This window comes from Chitinophagaceae bacterium (assembly GCA_016717285.1).
Lineage (GTDB): Bacteria > Bacteroidota > Bacteroidia > Chitinophagales > UBA10324 > JACCZZ01.
Genome location: JADKFU010000004.1, coordinates 494,985 through 513,458 on the forward strand (window position 1 = coordinate 494,985; position 18,474 = coordinate 513,458).

General features: G+C 42.3%; 13 protein-coding genes. 7 read left to right on the top strand and 6 right to left on the bottom strand.

Annotated features, from left to right (window positions below; all coding sequences use genetic code 11):
• Positions 1-8: 8 nt before the first annotated feature.
• Positions 9-4,358 (bottom strand): CusA/CzcA family heavy metal efflux RND transporter, encoded by a 4,350-nt coding sequence (locus IPO83_07290; GenBank protein MBK9731076.1) that lies wholly within the window; start codon positions 4,356-4,358, stop codon positions 9-11.
• Between the two features lie 762 nt (positions 4,359-5,120).
• Positions 5,121-5,807, bottom strand: coding sequence for a zinc metallopeptidase (locus IPO83_07295; GenBank protein ID MBK9731077.1), 687 nt, complete (start codon positions 5,805-5,807; stop codon positions 5,121-5,123).
• A gap of 204 nt (positions 5,808-6,011) precedes the next feature.
• Between IPO83_07295 and scpB the strand changes: the two genes are divergently transcribed.
• The gene (gene scpB, locus IPO83_07300; protein MBK9731078.1) at positions 6,012-6,578 is read left to right on the top strand and encodes an SMC-Scp complex subunit ScpB; all 567 of its coding nucleotides are present in this window, start codon (positions 6,012-6,014) and stop codon (positions 6,576-6,578) included.
• A 40-nt stretch (positions 6,579-6,618) separates the two neighbouring features.
• On the opposite strand, the gene IPO83_07305 is transcribed toward scpB, so the two are convergent.
• The 4 genes from IPO83_07305 to IPO83_07320 form a co-directional block, all read right to left on the bottom strand.
• Complete coding sequence (locus IPO83_07305) at positions 6,619-7,956, bottom strand: FAD-dependent monooxygenase (GenBank protein ID MBK9731079.1); 1,338 nt, start codon at positions 7,954-7,956, stop codon at positions 6,619-6,621.
• A 334-nt stretch (positions 7,957-8,290) separates the two neighbouring features.
• A complete protein-coding gene (kynU, locus tag IPO83_07310; GenBank protein ID MBK9731080.1) occupies positions 8,291-9,559 on the bottom strand; it encodes a kynureninase in 1,269 nt (422 codons plus the stop codon).
• 237 nt (positions 9,560-9,796) lie between these two features.
• A complete protein-coding gene (locus IPO83_07315) occupies positions 9,797-10,309 on the bottom strand; it encodes a gamma carbonic anhydrase family protein (GenBank protein MBK9731081.1) in 513 nt (170 codons plus the stop codon).
• A gap of 99 nt (positions 10,310-10,408) precedes the next feature.
• Positions 10,409-13,096, bottom strand: a complete 2,688-nt coding sequence (locus IPO83_07320) for a M1 family metallopeptidase (protein ID MBK9731082.1) — start codon at positions 13,094-13,096, stop codon at positions 10,409-10,411.
• Between the two features lie 222 nt (positions 13,097-13,318).
• Between IPO83_07320 and IPO83_07325 the strand changes: the two genes are divergently transcribed.
• The 6 genes from IPO83_07325 (at position 13,319) to IPO83_07350 (ending at position 18,356) form a co-directional block, all read left to right on the top strand.
• Positions 13,319-13,819: an acetyl-CoA carboxylase biotin carboxyl carrier protein subunit gene (locus tag IPO83_07325; protein MBK9731083.1), complete on the top strand. Its 501-nt coding sequence runs from the start codon at positions 13,319-13,321 to the stop codon at positions 13,817-13,819.
• A gap of 208 nt (positions 13,820-14,027) precedes the next feature.
• Positions 14,028-14,996 (top strand): NAD(P)-dependent alcohol dehydrogenase, encoded by a 969-nt coding sequence (locus tag IPO83_07330; protein MBK9731084.1) that lies wholly within the window; start codon positions 14,028-14,030, stop codon positions 14,994-14,996.
• A 341-nt stretch (positions 14,997-15,337) separates the two neighbouring features.
• On the top strand, positions 15,338-15,748 hold the full coding sequence (locus IPO83_07335) for a hypothetical protein (GenBank protein MBK9731085.1): 411 nt from the start codon (positions 15,338-15,340) through the stop codon (positions 15,746-15,748).
• 261 nt (positions 15,749-16,009) lie between these two features.
• Positions 16,010-16,483, top strand: coding sequence for a nuclear transport factor 2 family protein (locus IPO83_07340; GenBank protein ID MBK9731086.1), 474 nt, complete (start codon positions 16,010-16,012; stop codon positions 16,481-16,483).
• A gap of 172 nt (positions 16,484-16,655) precedes the next feature.
• Entirely contained in the window at positions 16,656-17,003 is a 348-nt protein-coding gene (locus tag IPO83_07345) for a hypothetical protein (GenBank protein ID MBK9731087.1), read from the top strand.
• An 81-nt stretch (positions 17,004-17,084) separates the two neighbouring features.
• Positions 17,085-18,356, top strand: coding sequence for a sigma-70 family RNA polymerase sigma factor (locus tag IPO83_07350; GenBank protein MBK9731088.1), 1,272 nt, complete (start codon positions 17,085-17,087; stop codon positions 18,354-18,356).
• The last annotated feature ends 118 nt before the right edge of the window (positions 18,357-18,474 follow it).

An 18,474-nucleotide genomic window follows, 5' to 3' on the forward strand; every position in this document is an offset into this window, starting at 1 on the left:
TTTTTCTGTTAATGGTTAAGAAGATAGTTGATATCAATCACCGACTGATTATAGTCATTCAACGTTTGCAGGTATTCACTTTGCATCTGGTAAACCTGTCGAAGGCTTTGAATATATTCTACATAATCAATCGCTCCTTCGCGATAACTTTTGTCTGCTACGGCATAAATACGATCTGAAAGATTCAAGCCTTCGTTTTGATAATACTGAAGATTCGCGCTGTATTTTTCATATTCCTGCAGTGCTTTAACATACGCGGTATTCAACGACCATTTCATTTGTGCTACATCATTCATAGCAATTTCCGACTGCAATTGTGCTGCCTGTGTTCTTCCGCTTTGGCCCGTTTTAAAAATTGGAATGGAAGTGCCGATACTGTAACCCCAAAATGGAGCTGCTTTATCTAAACTCTGATTAAATGCGCCAACCTGCAATGCAGGAGCCCACTTGCTTTTCTCCAGTTTCCACTGTGCCACACGCACATTTAATTGCTGCTGTTGGACTTGTAACAATGGGTTTAACGCGAGTTGGAAAGTGTCAGTTAAAAGTGGTGGAGGCAATGCTTCGAGTGAAGTTTCGGAAGGAACAAGCATTTCAGTACTGCCCGTCCATTGTTGCAATAGGGTTTGAAAGGCAACTACATCCGATTGTGCCTGCTGCAACTGTATTTGAATTTGTTTCAGTTGCGCCTGTGCGGATATTTTCTCCAACTGATTGCTTTCACCCACAGTATATTTCTTATCAGCATACACGGAAAAATTTCTGTAAACGCTGTCGAGCCGCAAGAGCAACCGTACTTTTTCTTTTCCATACAACACCTGGTAATAAACAGCGGCCACTTGTTTTTTTACCTCGCTCACTGCTACATTCAATTGCTGTTGCGAAAACTGTATGTTTTGATTTTGCAATTGAGACTGGCGGGCATACACGGTTGGAAACTGAATGCCTGTTGCAGCAGAAACATTATAGTCGTTTACCTTGCTGTTGATTTGCCCGCCCTGATACGTGATATTCAAAGGGTCGAGTGTAAAATTTGTTTTTCGCAATACTTCCTGCTGCTGCACAACCAACTGCGCACCTTTGATCGATGGCTGTTGTTGCAACGCGAGTTCAATGGCCTGTTGCAGTGTGATTGATTTTTCCGGAAGTAATGATGAAGCGGTTGTTAGTTGCTGGGCACTTAATTTCGAAGGAAAGAGAAGGGTCAGCAGCATCATCAACCCTAACGTGAGATTTTTAGGTTGGAACATCCTCTTGCCTTCTTTATGAAACAAGCTGTACAACACCGGCAACACTACTAACGTAAGCAGCGTAGAAGAAATCAGTCCGCCAATTACCACTGTTGCCAAAGGTTTTTGAACTTCGCTTCCGGTACTGTTGCTAAGAGCCATGGGCAGAAATCCAAGTGAAGCAACTGCCGCAGTGGCCAGCACAGGCCGAAGTCTTGCAGCCGTTCCTTTCAGAATTCTTATGGTAATATCCATTTCTCCTTCCTGTTTTAAGCGGTTGAAATAACTGATCAACACAATGCCGTTTAATACTGCCACACCAAACAATGCAATAAATCCAATACCAGCACTGATGCTGAAATTCATGTTGCACAACCAAAGAGCTGCCACACCGCCGATCGCTGCGAGTGGAATAGCAGAAAAAATAATCAGCGCATCCGTGAGCGAACGAAAAGTGATAAACAACAAGAAGAAAATCAGGAAGAGCGCTGCGGGAATCGCAATCATCAATCTTCCTTTTGCCTCTTGCAGATTTTTAAAAGTGCCACTGTAATCGAGGTAATAACCTGCAGGTAATTTTAACTGATCCGACAATTGTTTTTGAATGTCCATAGCTGTTGATTGAATGTCACGTCCGCGCACATTGGTTTCTACCACAATCCTTCGTTCCCCGTTGTCACGGGAAATTTCGGCCGGTGCTGATTGAAAAGAAACCGTTGCGAGTTGTCCTAAAGGAATTTGTGAACCATCCGGCAGCGGCACATAAATATTATTTACCTTTTCTTCATCAGCGTCACGATAATCAGCAAGCCGTACTACAAGATCGAAGCGTTTTTCTCCTTCATAAATCACACCTGCTGTTCCACCGGCCAGTGCTGTATTGAGTATCCTGTTTACCATCGCAATGTTTAATCCGTATTGAGCAATGCGATCGCGATTGTACTTCACCACTAATTGTGGCATGCCAACAATCTGTTCGACTTTTATATCTGAGGTTCCCTGAACTTTTCCGATGATCGCTGCCACTTCATTTCCCTTCTTATAAAGCAGATCGAGGTTCTCACCAAAAATTTTAATCGCGATATCAGACTTTACGCCGGCAATCAATTCGTTAAACCGCATTTGAATGGGTTGTTCAAAGGAAAGATTCATACCCGGAATCACGCTCATCTTCTCATTCATCATTTCAACCATCGATTCATGATCACGTGTGGAAGTCCATTCTTTTTTGTCCTTCATCACAATAATCAAGTCTCCTGATTCAACCGGCATTGGATCAGTGGGCACTTCCGATGTTCCGATTTTGCTCACTACTTCATTAACCTCAGGGAAATTTTTCAGCAGTATACTCTCAAGCTGCGTGCTCACGGAAACGGATTGTTGCAGATTAGAACCTTGCCGGATGGTTACGTTTGTGGCAAAATCACCTTCATCCAGCTCTGGAATAAATTCACCGCCCAATTGTTGAAATACGAGGAAAGCACCTGTAAGCAGCAGCAAGGAAACGAGTAGTACTGACTTACGGTACTGCAACATTTTTTGTAAAAAAGGCGCATAGATGATTTGTAACCTGCGAATGAATTTGTCTGACCAGCTTTCTTTCGCGGTTATTCTTTTTGAAAGAAACAATGAAGACATTAATGGCACATACGTAAGCGACAACAGCAAAGCTCCGATAATAGCAAAGCTTACTGTCTGTGCCATAGGACGGAACATCTTACCTTCAATGCCAATCAGTGCAAAAATGGGAACATACACAATAAGGATAATGATCTGACCGAACACTGCACTGTTCATGATGCCGGAAGTGCTTTTTATTATATGATAGTCCATCTGGTGTTGCGTGATCTGCGTATTCCTGAATTTCTGATGCAGCACATACATCATTCCTTCTACAATAATCACTGCGCCGTCCACTATCAATCCGAAGTCCAGGGCGCCCATGCTCATCAGGTTCGCGCTCACACCAAAAACATTCATCATGGAAATGGCGAACAGCATAGATAAAGGAATCACAGAAGCCACTATCATACCGGCTCTCCAGTTTCCAAGTAAGAGTACCAATACAAGAATCACAATCAATGCACCTTTGAGTAAATTGTCTTCCACCGTGTGGATGGTGTTGTTGATGAGCTTTGTGCGATCTACAAATACATCAATGGCGACACCTTCGGGCAGACTTTTTTCGACCTGGCTCATTCGCTCTTTCACTGCTTTAATAACCTGAACGGAATTCGCACCTTTCATCATCAGCACCACACCACCAACTGTTTCTCCTTTACCATTGCGTGTAAGTGCACCATAACGGGGAGCATATCCAAAATTAACTGTAGCGAGATCGCGGATATGAACAGGCATTCCGTTTACATTTTTAACAACAACACTCCTTATATCATCAAGAGATTGAAGAAGTCCTTCGCCACGGATGAAATAGATATTCGGACCCTTATCAATATAACTGCCACCGGTATTTTCATTGTTGTTTTGCAGCGCATCAAATACTTCGATGAGTGAGATATTCATGCTCAGCAGTTTCTTCGGATCAACTGCAACTTCATACTGTTTTAAGTAACCACCAAAGCTGCTTACGTCCACCACACCGGGCACTCCCAGTAATTGTCTTTTTACAATCCAATCCTGCACGGTGCGTAAATCCATGGCAGTAAATTTATTTTCAAATCCAGACCGCAAGGTTAGTGTGTATTGATATATTTCACCTAATCCGGTGGTGGGAGGGGAAATTTCAGGTGTTCCATAGCCGGAAGGAATATTGCTTTCCGCCAATTTTATTTTTTCACTTACCAGTTGCCGGGCAAGATATACGGGCACATTGTCCTTAAATACGATGGTGATGATGGAAAGCCCGCTGCGCGAAATGCTCCGCAACTCTGCTACATCAGGAATATTTTTAAAAGCAAGTTCGAGCGGATAGGTAATGAACTGCTCTACCTCCTGCGTTGCGAGGTTGGGGCTGAAGGTATTTACCAGCACCTGGTTGTTCGTAACATCGGGCAATGCATCAATGGAAAGTTGCGTGGTTGAATAAATTCCCCAAGCGGTAAATACCAGGAGCAAAGCGCCGGTAATGAGTTTGTTTTTCACACTAAAGGTGACGATGCGATGAATCATACATTGATTATTTGAATGAAGAAGGGGAATGGTTGAAATGAGGAATGCAGCGGCGGTTTCTATCCTGTAAGTTTATTGTATTCAATTTTATACATGGACAACTGAATCAATGGCACTTCGCTGATCTGAGAACTCCTATGCGATTTTACATAATTTAAATGCGTGGCGGTTGCCAATGTATATCATCATATCCACGGATAAATGGCTGATGTGGGAAAGTGAAATTTTCAATTGCATGATAACACGGGAGAGAACCGTGATAAAGTGAAGCAACTGCTGCATAAGAGGAACAGCAGGAACAGGTACAAACAGGGGAACAAGCATCTGTTCCTGCATGAGGGCTTTGATTGGTTGCAGTTATTATTGTTGAAACGGCAGTTGGCGTGTCATGGAAATCCGCACACGGTATGAAAGCTAATGCCAGCATATAAACTGCCATCAATAAACTGAAAAAGGGCAGCCTGAATTTGAGCAATCTGTTTTCTTTCACTATAGTTTTTTTCCCGCAGTCAAATGTAAGTAATTTGATAGGAAGCTATGCTTCAGCGCACATTAGCTGGACAAACCTTGACACCGTGGTCCACGGTTAAGTTCATTCATTGATAATCATTTGAACGGTAATTTCTTCTGTGATTGCATGGTAAATTTGTCGTACACCTTAGCAGAAAAGCGTTGCCACAAGCTATTTATTTCAAATGTTTTTCAAAAAAAACCCTGCTGTGATTGATTCGCAGCAGGGTTTTTTAGGTTAGAAAAAGGGAATTAATTTCTTCTCCCACCCATAAAAATCATGATGTAATACACCAGTGTGGCAAGTGAGGAAAGCGCAGCCACCACATAGGTCATTGCTGCCCACCACAAACCATCCTTTGCTTTTTCACTATCGGCGCCGGCCATAAATCCGCTTTTGTTGATCCAGGCCAAACCACGACGGCTGGCATCAAATTCCACAGGCAAAGTGATGAAACTGAACAGGGTTGTCATTGCAAATAAAACAATGCCTACGAGTAAGAGTTGCGGAAATACACGCAAGGTTAAAATACCTGCGAGTAAAATCCATTGCATCCACTGCGATGAGAAGCTGACAACAGGAACAAGTTTTGAGCGTAAGTTCAGCCATGTATAAGCAGTTGCATGTTGAACAGCATGCCCGCATTCATGCGCGGCAATCATGGCAGCCATCACACTTCTTCCCTCAAATACCTCAGGGCTGAGGTTCACGGTTTTATCCATAGGATTATAATGGTCGGTGAGGTGCCCGGGTACAGAAGTAATTTTAACATCGTAAATGCCATTATCGCGAAGCATTTTCTCAGCTACGTCTGCACCACTCCAACCGTTAGGCGTAGGGTATTTACTGTATTCCGACATCTTAGAACGCAATCGTGCCTGAACAAGAAAGCCGACAAGCAGCAAACCGATCATGACAATGAAAAAGAGCATTTGCATAGTTGGTTAAAAGTTTGGTTTAGTAAACACAAAGATACCATTCCTTGTTCAATGGATTGATGGACGGTTTACAGTGCTTATTATTTTATGGAAGTTTCTTGCAGATCGAGCGCATTATTTCTGACTTGCCACGTGGAAAACAATATTTTGCCGCCTCTTGTAACCGGTGTTAAACTCATATATTTGCGCGAAACAGCATCAACCTTGGAAGGAATACAGTCACATATTGAAGCATTAATATTTGTTGCAGAGCAACCCATCTCCATTAAAGATTTACAGGAATGCCTGATTCGTTTAGTCGGATTGGAATTGAACAGGGAAGAAATTGAATCTCATGTGGAAGCATTGGTTCAGAAATACCACGATGGAGAATTTGCATTTGAGTTGGTACCCATTGCCGGAGGTTATCAGTTTCTGACCAAGCCCGCTTATCAGCCAACTGTAAGCGAGTTTTTAAAGAGCAAGTTGAATAAGCGGCTTTCTACTAACTCATTGGAAACGCTTGCCATTATTGCTTATAGGCAACCTATATCGAAGCCTGATATTGAGCGCATCCGTGGTGTTAACTGCGATTATACGATTCAAAAATTACTGGAGAAAGAACTGATTGCCATTGTGGGCAGAAGTGAAGAAGTCGGCAAGCCGTTATTATATGGCGTCAGCACTTTCTTCATGAATTATTTTGGTATCAATTCGGTAAATGACCTACCGAAATTAAGAGACCTCGAACAGCCAACAGATAATGTGATTGGTTCGCCCTCCGAAAATTGACACCACTTTTTTCTGCATTTAAAGATTTTATTGTTCGTCTTCATCCAAATAAGATGGGGTGAATGAGCTGAACAATTTCTGAGGTTTGAATTTTTTCTTCCACGTTTTCAATCATCGTCATTTTTTCAGTCACTTCATTAATGGCTTTTCCATTTCGCAAGGCTTCCGCATATGGAATATTGGAAAAAGAAACCATTTGGTAGGGTGATATGAAACGATCGGGATACGCGGAAGCAATCAGCTTCTCCATTTTTTTCTTGTGCAAAAAATGAGGATCAGCTACCAGGTCACGCATTTCGATAAAATTGTTCAGCGCCAGTTCAGCGATTGCATCGGCATTGGGTTTTCTAGATTGTTCAAAAGCCGGAAAAATCTTAGTCCAGTCATCCGAATACTTTTCCATTAAGCCGTTCAGAATGGTACAATCTTCAAAACCGCAATTCATGCCTTGTCCGAAAAAAGGAACGATTGCGTGGGCAGCATCTCCGATAAGGCAGGCCTTATCCTGATACGTCCAGGGGAAACAGCGAACGGTAACTATGGAAGAAGTCGGATTATTTTTAAAATCCTCTTTGTAAGTGGGCATCAGTGGAATTACATCTGCAAAATATTCCCGGAAAAAATTCTCCGTGTCCTGTTCTGTTTTGATTTCGGAAAAAGAAACCGGCCCATCAAACTGAAAGAATAATGTACAGGTGAAGCTACCGTCAAGATTCGGCAATGCAATCAGCATAAAATTTTTGCGCGGCCAGATATGCAGCGCATTTTTATACAACAGGTGCGAACCATCTTTTGCCGCGGGAATGGTCAACTCTTTGTAACCATGTTCAATATAGGATTGCGAAAGATTGAAACGATCGAGAAACTGCATGGTATGCCGCAAAGAAGAATACGCACCATCGGCGCCAAAAATAAGGTTGCTTTCCGCATAGGGTATAACGCTATGCGCATCAAATTTTACTTCCGGTTTTTCAAGATCGATGGTGTCTGCACGCTGATTGAAATGAATGTTGACTCCGGTTTGCTTTTCAGCGAGATCCATCAATGCCATATTCAGCGCTCCGCGGGAAACCGAATAAATAGCCTGCCCTTCTTTTCCATACGGCTGTTCGTTTTGCGTGCCGTCTACAGCATGTATCATCCTGCTGTGCATCGGAATCGCAATTTTTCGGATTTCCTCTTCAAGTCCGGCGGCTCTCAGCGCCTTCCAGCCACGATCGCTCAACGCGAGATTGATAGATCGGCCTGCCTGTATTTTTTCTTTGCGCATATCAGCACGGCGTTCATAAATAGTAACGGTGTGGTCGCGCTTTGCGAGTAATACTGCTAACAGTGAACCGACGAGCCCGGCGCCGAGGATGGTTATTTGTTTTGACATGGTATAAAGAAACGGAGATTTTAAGGATTGTGTTAATGGGTTAAGATTAATAAAGCTATTTTAGAAAAACTTTTTCTTCTACCAAGAATTTATTTTTCAGGAAATCTTACCCATTATCAAAAGTTTGCTGGAATGAAGTTAATTCTTCATGATGAGTTCCTCCAAACCGGTAATCCCACTGTTTCAACAAATTACTTTGACCAAAAGTGATTTCAGTTGAGAAGAACAAGAGTGTCCCGATTACAAAAAAAAATCGTCGAAGGGAGAGCATTGCTTACATGATTCAATACATATAAGAAACTTTATTTCAAAGATCATGCTCTTCCTGAAAGATTCAAATTGTGGTCAGGATTTCACCTACCCGGAAAACATCCTCAAAAGAGTTATACAACGGCACCGGCGCCATACGAATCACATTCGGTTCACGCCAGTCAGTGATAACTCCGCTTTCAGTTAACCGATTGAAAATCTCTTTTCCATTAGCGGAAGCAATCAATGATAACTGACAACCGCGCCATGCTGCATCTTTTGGTGTAATGATCTGCAATGTTTTTGAAGGATGATTTTTATTGAAGTCTTCAATAACAAATTCGAGATATGCCGTTAGCTGTATGCTTTTGCTTCGCAGTCTTTCCATACCGGCTTCATCATACAATTCCAACGATGCACAATGAATGGCCATCGGAAAAACAGGCGCATTGCTCACCTGCCAGCCTGCAGCTCCTCTTTGCGGATGAAATCCCTTTTCCATTTTGAAACGTGTGGCTTCCTCATTTCCCCACCATCCTGCAAAGCGAGGTAATTCCGGATCGTTGCCATGTTTTTCATGCACAAAAATTCCGGCCACTCCACCAGGACCACTGTTCATATATTTATAACTGCACCAGCAGGCAAAATCAACCTGCCAGTCGTGCAGCTTCACCGGAACATTTCCAATGGCATGTGCGAGGTCAAATCCAACGATCGCACCTGCAGCGTGTCCGGCTTCAGTAATTGTTTTCATATCAAACAACTGACCACTGAGATAATTAACACCGCCCAACATGATTGTAGCAAGCTCATCTGCATTGTCTTTGATTGCCTGTAAAATATCTTCTGTCCGCAAAGTGAATTCTCCTTCACGTGGTTTCATTTCAATAATTGCATCATCAGGATGAAGACCATGATAACGCACTTGTGTTTCCATCGCATACTGATCAGAAGGAAAAGCATTCGCTTCCATCATGATCTTATATCGTGGTTTCGTCGGGCGATAAAATGATACCATCAATAAATGCAGGTTGGCCGTAAGTGAGCCCATGGCAACTACTTCCTCCTTATTGGCTCCTACAATTCTTGCCAAAGCTTCCCCGCAAAAGTGATGATAGTACAGCCATGGATTTTTTGCATCGAAGTGTGCTTCCACACCATGATGCTGCCAGTCCAGAAATTCCTGTTCCGCATATTCGCGTGCTTTTTTAGGCAGCAATCCCAATGAATTGCCTGCTAAATAAATCACTTGCTTCCCGTTGCTTTCGGGAATATGAAACTGATCACGGAATTTGCGAAGCGAATCAACTGCATCCATCTGCAGAGCAAAAGGCAGGCTGTTTTCAAAATTCATATTCATAGTTACGTGACAGTTATGTTAAAAATAAGGAGGAAAATTGCACGCCTCCGGGCAAAACCCCGCCGGCCGGGGCAAGCCGCCCCGCCCCCGGCCCCCCCGGCGAGGGGAAAGGGGGGGGGGCCCCGGGGGGGGGGGGGGGGGGGGGAAGGGGCGGCGGGGGGGGGGGGGGGGGGGGGGGGAGGGGGGGGGAAGCCGGGGGCCGATTGCTTCACAAGCCTTATAAAAAAGTGATCATTTATACCATTCAGCATACATCACGTAATTATTCGCAATACGCATATTAATCTGTTCAAAATGTTCCGGTGAAAGTTCTTTCACTTTTTTTGCGGGCACACCTGCGTAAATGCTTCCTGATTCCACACGTGTGTTTTCAAGTACTACTGAACCTGCTGCAATGAGCGAATTTTTTTCTACCACAGCATGATCCATCACAATGGCGCCCATGCCCACCACCACATTATCTTCGAGTGTGCATCCATGAACGATGGCACAATGACCAATTGAAACATTGTTACCAATGGTAGTAAATGCTTTTTTATAAGTGCAATGGATCACTGCTCCATCCTGGATATTCACCCTGTTTCCAATCCGTATGTAATGCACATCACCACGTATAACAGCATTGAACCAGACCGTGCAATCATCGCCCATAATCACATCGCCTGCTACTACAGCATTATCGGCGAGGAAACAGTTTTTTCCGAATTGAGGCGCAATGCCGTTGATGGGTTTAATGATAGACATGAAGGTAGAAAAGGGTTAACTGGTTAAATGGCTCAATGGTTGGAAGCAGCACCAGCAATGTAACAATTGAACAGTGAAACAATTGAACAGCTTAATACGTCATCTTCCATAAATCATCTTCAAATGTTCATTCGTCTCAGCAGCTTTAATAGCACCCACTTTATCTTCAATTTCCGTCATCTGGTGATTGGTCCAGTCAAGCTTCTCCATCAGCTTTTGTTTTTCACCGGTGTTTATTTCTTCCTGCATCAATGCATTGGTATATGTTTCCTTATTGGCGTCCATGGCTGAATATACATTTTCCAGCGCGTTAGTGGCGGCAAGGCGAACATACCATTTTGCATTTTTTTCTGAAATAGTATACAACAATGGTAAGGCTTCCTGTATTACTTCAACATTATCCGCCCATCTTGAAAGATACTGTCCGTAATTTACCGTGGTATAATAAGAAACTGAATTACCTGTCAACTGCGAAATAAAAAAAGCATTTTTTTCCGGACCGGCCATGCGGGCATAAACTGTTTCCAGTCCGTCTCTTACATCTTCAGAAGAATCATTTTCAAGCACGCTTGCTGCCGCATATGCTTTCACCGAATCCACTTCCACCATAGCTTTTAAAGCGGTAGAAATAACCAGGTAAGAACTATCGTGCAGTCCGTTTTCGAGAATGGAAACTACAGAAGGATCGCCCCAGGCCGCCATGTTCTCCATAGCAGCGGCACGAACATACGAACTCGAATCTTTCATCGCCAACTCTTTGATTCGGTTCATAAAAGCAACACCATTTTCTTCTTCAGCACCTGTGCGAATGCTCTCTACCGCCAGTCTTCTGATATCAGCAAACTTATCGTTCATACCCTGCAGCATCGCTTGCTCATAAAGCGGGCTGGAACTGTTCTTCGCAAAGAAGTTCAACGCTTCAAACCTATCCATATACAAGGGAGCGTGCTTCAATTGAAAAGCAAATGCGGAATCTGATTTGTTATCCGTTTTCTCACAGACTAAAATTTTATCAGCATCCACATTCACAAGATCAGGTGGTACTGAACACGGGAAGCTAAACTCCTGGAATGCATCTGTAATTACTTTTGAATAGCGAGTTACTTTTCCCGCTTCATACACATCGATTTTAACCGGCAGTCTGAATACCGGCGTTCCATCTTGCGTATCCTGAAGCTGATGAATAGAAACAATTTCCATTTTTTCATCGCTATCGTAATCGTAACTAATGTTAAGATCAGGATGACCTTTTGAAAAGTACCATTGGTTGAAAAACCAGTTTAAATCCTGTCCGGTGACTGACTCAAAAGCAAGCCGCAAGTCATGCGCTTCAGCAGCTCCAAAACGATGATCAGTCAGGTATTTATTTAAAGACAGGAAGAAAGCAGCATCACCTACATAGTTCCGTAACATGTGCAATATTCTTCCGCCCTTCTGGTAGCTGATCGCATCAAAAACATCTTCCTTATCGCTGTAATCAAACCTTACCAGTGGTTCAGTTCCCGATCGCGACATATAAATGTATTGTTGGAGGTCATCATCCAAATGGCTGTCTGCAACATCTCTTCCATACTTATACTCATACCATAAATATTCACCATAGTCAGCAAATGATTCATTCACTGTGATATTCGACCATGATTCACAAGTTACCAGGTCGCCAAACCATTGATGAAATAATTCATGCGAAATAATATCCTCTCTTTTTCCATCAATCATTTCCCTTGCCGTCTGATGCAGTCTTTCATAGAATAAGGATGCACTTACATTTTCCATAGCTCCGGAAACATAATCATGCACGACCACCTGTGAATATTTGGGCCATGCAAAGGGAACACCGAGCTTCGTTGAAAAAAAATCAATCATCTCCGGTGTATTGCCGAAAATCGCCTTTGCATACGACTCATATTTTTTGTCTACATAATAATTCACTTCCATATTTTTCCAGTGATCCTTCACAATTGCAAACGGGCCGGCTGTCATCATTACGAGATAAGGTGCATAGGGAAGATCGAGCTTCCAGGTATCAGTATGTGTTCCGTTACCATTGTCTTTTGAGGAAGTCATTAATCCATTCGAAAGCGTTACGAAGCCCTTTTCAACCGTCATCGAAATTTCAGTGGTCATTTTCATATTGGGCTTGTCAATGGTTGGAAACCAGCAGGAGTTGCTTTCGGTTTCGCCTTGTGTCCATACCTGCCGTGGCTTATCAGGATCTTTTCCATCCGGATTGATGAAATACAATCCCTTTGCTTCATTGATAGCTGCTGACCCTTTTAATTTCAGATCATTTGGCTTTGAAGTGTAATCAATGAAAACAGTGTACTGTTCGCCGGCAATGTATGTTTTGTCGAGCTGAATGTTAATGGTAGAAGAATCATAAGAATATTTCAGCGCTACGTTGCCGGACTTCCGCGACAACTCCACCTTGTGAATATCAAACCCTTTCGCATCCAGCCGCAGCGAATCTGTTGGATAGAAATGAGGCGCAAGTGTAATCCAAGCTTTGCCGTAGAGATAGGTTTTACTCCAGTCAAAACTAACCTCCAGCTTAGTGTGCACAAGATCGTTGATGATGGTATAAGATGCACGGTAAATCCGCGGTGTTACCACAATGGCATCATCTCCGAATTCATACGACAAAGAATCGGATGACGGTAGTGCATATGGATCATCCATGGCTGTTGACTCCATTTCCAATTGTCCGGAACCAGCAAGCTTGTGCTTCATAGAACAGCTCACCGATAATACAGCAAACAGACAACAACATATAAAAAGCTTTCTCATCTTGAAAAATTTTTGGATGGCAGGCTGCCACTTCCTGTTCAAACAAAAATATAATTAAACCATGACAGCGAATATTTTTCCGTTTGAACCATTGTCGAATGGTTTATTATTTAAGCCGGACTCAATTTGTAAAGTACTTTTTGTTGTCCGGTTAATTCATCATTCGCAATTATCAATTTTATCATTTGCTTTGTGAAAGCAAACAGCGTAAATAAATTAATCATGTTCAAAGTAACAGTTAATACTGATCAGGAACGGGAAATAGAGTTATCCGGAAACGACTTCACCATCAATGGCCGGCAAGGCACGTGGGATAAGATTTCCATCGGTAACCACCGGTTTCACATTGTAAAGGATAATCGTTCTTACACCTGCGAAGTATTGCAGTTTGTGAAAGAAAAAAAAACGTTTTCCATACGGGTAAATGGTACCGTTTACCAGGTGCAGGTGAAAGACCGGTTTGATGCTTTGTTAAAGCAATTGGGAATGGAAGAAGCTGCCGTGCACAAAATAAATGCGATCAAAGCTCCCATGCCGGGATTGGTGCTGAAAGTGATCGTGACGGAAGGACAAGAGATTAATGCCGGCGATTCTGTGCTGATACTGGAAGCCATGAAAATGGAAAACGTTATCAAGTCTCCGGGCACCGGAATCGTGAAAAACATTAAGGTAAAAGCAAAGGATGCCGTGGAGAAAAACCAGGTGCTCATTGAGTTGAAGTAAGTGAATGATTAATTGAAAGAATGTGACGAAGAAGTTGATGTGCACATCAAACTTTTATTAGCTGCTGTTTTCAAAGAAAAAATTGTCTGCAAAGGTGGCATCTGCAAAGAATTAATATTCTGCTGAGCACCGGTTATGTGTCAGGATTTATAGCATAGTTAGCGGATAATGCATCAAAGACGAGAATGATTTTAGAAATAATAATATAATGAAAGCAGTAGTTTGTAATAAATATGGTCCACCTGAGGTGGCTCATTTAATGGAGGTTGACAAACCATTGCCCAAAGACCATGAAGTATTAGTTAAAGTATATGCTTCTACGGTTAATAGAACAGACGCCGGTTTTCGCAGTGCGGAGTATTTTATTTCCCGGTTTTGGACCGGACTTATCAAGCCCAACCATCCTATTCTGGGTTGCGAATTTTCAGGTATCATTGAAGAAACCGGGAAAAGTGTTACCACCTTCAAAAGAGGTGACAAAGTTTTTGGATTCAATGACAAAACTTGCGGAGGTCATGGAGAATATCTTACCATTGCTGAAACGGATGCCTTTACATTAATACCAGATAATCTAAATTTTGAGGAAGCCGCGGCAATAACAGAAGGTGCTCATTATGCACTATGTGATCTAAGAGCAGCCAAAGTAACAAGCGGACAAAACGTAATGGTGTATGGGGCGACAGGGGCAATTGGATCTGCTGCTGTTCAATTATTAAAAGTTCTTGGAGCACATGTTACCGCCATTTGCAATACAAAGAATATTGAATTGATAAAGTCTCTCGGTGCAGATATCATAATTGATTATCAAACAGAAGACTTTTCAAAAACAGAAAAGCGATTCGATTTTATTTTTGACGCCGTAGGTAAAAGTTCATTCGGAAAATGCAAGTCATTACTCAAAAAGAAAGGAATATATATTTCGACCGAATTCGGCAAGAACGCAGAGAATGTTTTTTTGGCACTGACGACACCTGTTTGGGGTCGGAAAAAAGTATTATTTCCTCTACCCACCATTAATAAGGAGGATGTGATTTATCTGAAAGAATTAGTTGAAAAAAGAATGTTTAGACCCGTTATTGACCGGCAGTATAAATTGGAAGAAATTGTGGAGGCCTACAAATATGTTGAGTCAGGGCAAAAAACGGGCAACGTTATTATTAAAATACAAAATGAATAAAACATCCTCCACTGACAGCACCCATCCAAAAACTGAGGTTTTGGTTTCCACAGGAAGTTTTGTGTGAAATGGAAGATTAGTTTTTCAAATCAGGTTTTGTGATAAAATTCCTTCCACTCAGCTTTCAACCTGTTAAGATGCAGTTTCTTTAACAAAATTCAGGTTGGCCAAAAGCTGAATAACCGGTGCGCTGACTTAATCACGTTTTGTTAGTCCGCTTCTGTATAGGGAAATAATAAAATTCATTTCCGCCGTCGGTGCTGTCCCCCATTAGTGGACTTGTAAGCACCTGTTCTCCAGTCTACTTTTGTGCAGATAATTGAACACCAAAAACTATTGATATGAAAACTCAATTCTGCTTTTTTCTTTTGCTGATCAGCTTGATACTGTATCTGCCAGCTGCAGCACAAGGAAACAAAACTGCGATTACCAATGAAGTAATTGCAAAAATACAATCCACCATTCATGATGATGAAGTAACCATCGAATGGGATACCGAGCGGGAAAAAAACATTCACTGCTTCATCCTGGAGCGTTCATTTGACGGCGATGATTTCATGATGATTGCCATGGTTCCTGCTAAAAACAGATACACTGTAGGTTCACATTATCAGGTGACTGATTCGGAAACGCTGTTACAACCGGGCATGGTTGTCTATTACCGGCTGAAGACTGTTGATATGAATGGCGTGCATCGTATCACCGTGATGGTGGTGGAGAAGAATGACGACGGACTTATCAGTTGCCGTTGACATTGAATAAGCAATCTGAAAATCCGGCACTATATAAATGTGACGGATTTTGTTTTTATAGGCGGGCCAAATGATTTTCGGAGGTCACCTTTCATCCGCCAATTGTCCCTGTACCTCCATTTAATATACCGTTAGAGAAATGTTACTTTACACTGCATAAAAAAGCTGTATTTCCGCAATTCATTCTGCAAATAATGAAAGCATTGTTTAAATAACCGTGTCATTTTGTTTTGCTAAAAGTTAACTCCATCAATTCTCAGCATGAGCGCTTCTCTGATTGAAAAATTTTACGGCTCGTTCAATGATAAAGACTTCAGGACTATGCAATCCTGTTATCATGAAGAAATTATTTTTTCCGATGCTGTGTTTCAGAGCTTAGCAGGAAAAGAAGCCAAAGCCATGTGGCATATGCTTCTTTTCAATAGCAAAGACCTGCAAGTTTCCTTTCATGATGTATTGGCAAACGACAAAATTGGAAGTTGTTACTGGGAAGCAGCCTATACATTTTCAGGCAGTGGCAGGAAAGTATTGAATGTGATAACCGCAGCATTTGAGTTCAGAGATGGAAAAATATTTCGTCATACTGATCATTTTGATCTCTGGAAATGGTCACGTATGGCATTGGGCACGCCGGGAATTTTGCTGGGATGGAGCCCATTCCTGCAAAACAAAATCAGGAAACAGGCAGCCACCGCACTCAACAAGTTTATCGTTGCTCATCCTGAATACAAATAAATCGAAGCAGAAATTACTGCTGCAAAAAATTGCAACAAATATCTTGTTCCGGTATAAATACGTTCATTGTATTCATTCTTAAAAATTCTTACCCAAATTTGTCCTATACCTGTTCCGTCAAACGTTACCAAACACTTCAAACCCTTCAAACATTTTAAATCCTTAAACTTCCATGAAAGAATTTCTCTTCATTTTTCGCGGCGGTGATGCCGGTGCACTGCAAGGTTCACCCGAAGCCATGCAACAACACACCCAAAAATGGATCAACTGGATGCAGAAATTAGCTGCTGATGGCAAGATGATTGGCGGACAGCCATTAAGTACAGATGGCAAAGTGCTGACAGGAAAAAACAAAAAAATAACTGATGGCCCATATGCTGAGGGAAAAGAATTGATCGGTGGTTACCTGCTCGTACATGCTGATAATTATGACGAAGCTGTTGAAATTTCTAAAGATTGTCCGGGTTTGGAATTGGACGGTTCGGTGGAAATCCGTCAAATCCAGGAAATACAAATGTGATATTCCGGTAGCGGATCAATACGCTGGACAGGTTGTAGCTATATTGCCTGTTTCCTTTTCTAATTCACCAAAGCTTTCCGCGTGAAAGGTTCACTATCGATCACCGAAACAATTGATCACCTTTTCCGCCATGAATACGGCAAAATTGTTTCCGTGCTTACGCGCATCTTCGGCATGCACAACCTCGAACTGGCAGAGGACATTGTGCATGATACTTTGCTGAAAGCACTCGAGCAATGGCGTTTCTCCGGCATGCCTGAAAATCCTTCTGCATGGTTTTACAAAGTGGCAAAAAACAAAGCCATTGATGTAATACGCCGTGAAAAACGCCACCGGAAATTTGCTGCAGATGTTGCGCCATTGCTTCAATCTGAATATACGCTCGTTCCCACCATTAAAGAATTGTTCAACGAAAACGAGGTTCAGGACGATGTGCTCCGGATGATGTTCGCATGCTGCCAGCCTGCTATTCCGTCAGAATCGCAGGTAGCGCTGATATTGAAAACACTTTGCGGATTCAGCATCGAAGAAATTGCAAAAGCGTTTCTCACCAATCCGGAAACCATCAACAAACGATTGTACCGTGCGCGCCAGCAATTTCGCGAAGGGGAAGTGAAGTTTGAAATTCCACAACCGCATCAATTGGAAGCGCGGCTGGAAAACGTGCTCACTGCGCTGTACCTTTTATTTAATGAAGGTTACAATTCCACCAGCAATGACCAACTGGTTCGTAAAGACCTGGTGGTGGAAGCGTCAAGACTTTGTTTTTTGCTGACTCAAAATAAGATTACAGATTCGCCAAAAGTTAATGCCTTGCTTTCGCTCATGTTGTTTCACGCTTCACGCATCAATACCAGACTCGATGATCAGCACAACATTCTTTTACTTGCCGATCAGGATCGTACGCAATGGGACCGCGACCTGATTGAAGCGGGCGTTCGGTATTTTGAAAAGTCGATGCAGGAGGAACCCTATAATTTTTATCAATTACAGGCAGGCATCGCATTACAACATGCTGTTGCCCCTTCTTTTGAACATACAGACTGGTCAACCATTCTTGCATTGTACACTATCATTTGCAGCTTGTTTCCTTCGCCGGTGGCTTTTCTCAATCGTGCAATTGTGCTTGCGCAGATTGATGGACCACTGTGTGGGATCGAAGAAATAAACAACCTGCCGGGAAAAGAAAAACTCAGCACTTATTACCTGCTGCCGGCCACATTAGGTGATTTATACCTAAGAGCGGGAAATAAAGAGGAGGCAAAAAAAAACCTCTTACAAGCCTTGTCACTTACGCATGCTCCCGCGGAAAAAAAATTGTTGCAGAGCAAATTGGAACAATGTGAAGGCTAATCAAAACAGAATAGAATTTTTCTTTTGAGAAAATCCGCGATAAAGGAAGCTTTCGTAAGCATGGACTTATATCCCCCTTGAAATGATTTGGAAAATACAGATTTTAGGAAATGAGTAG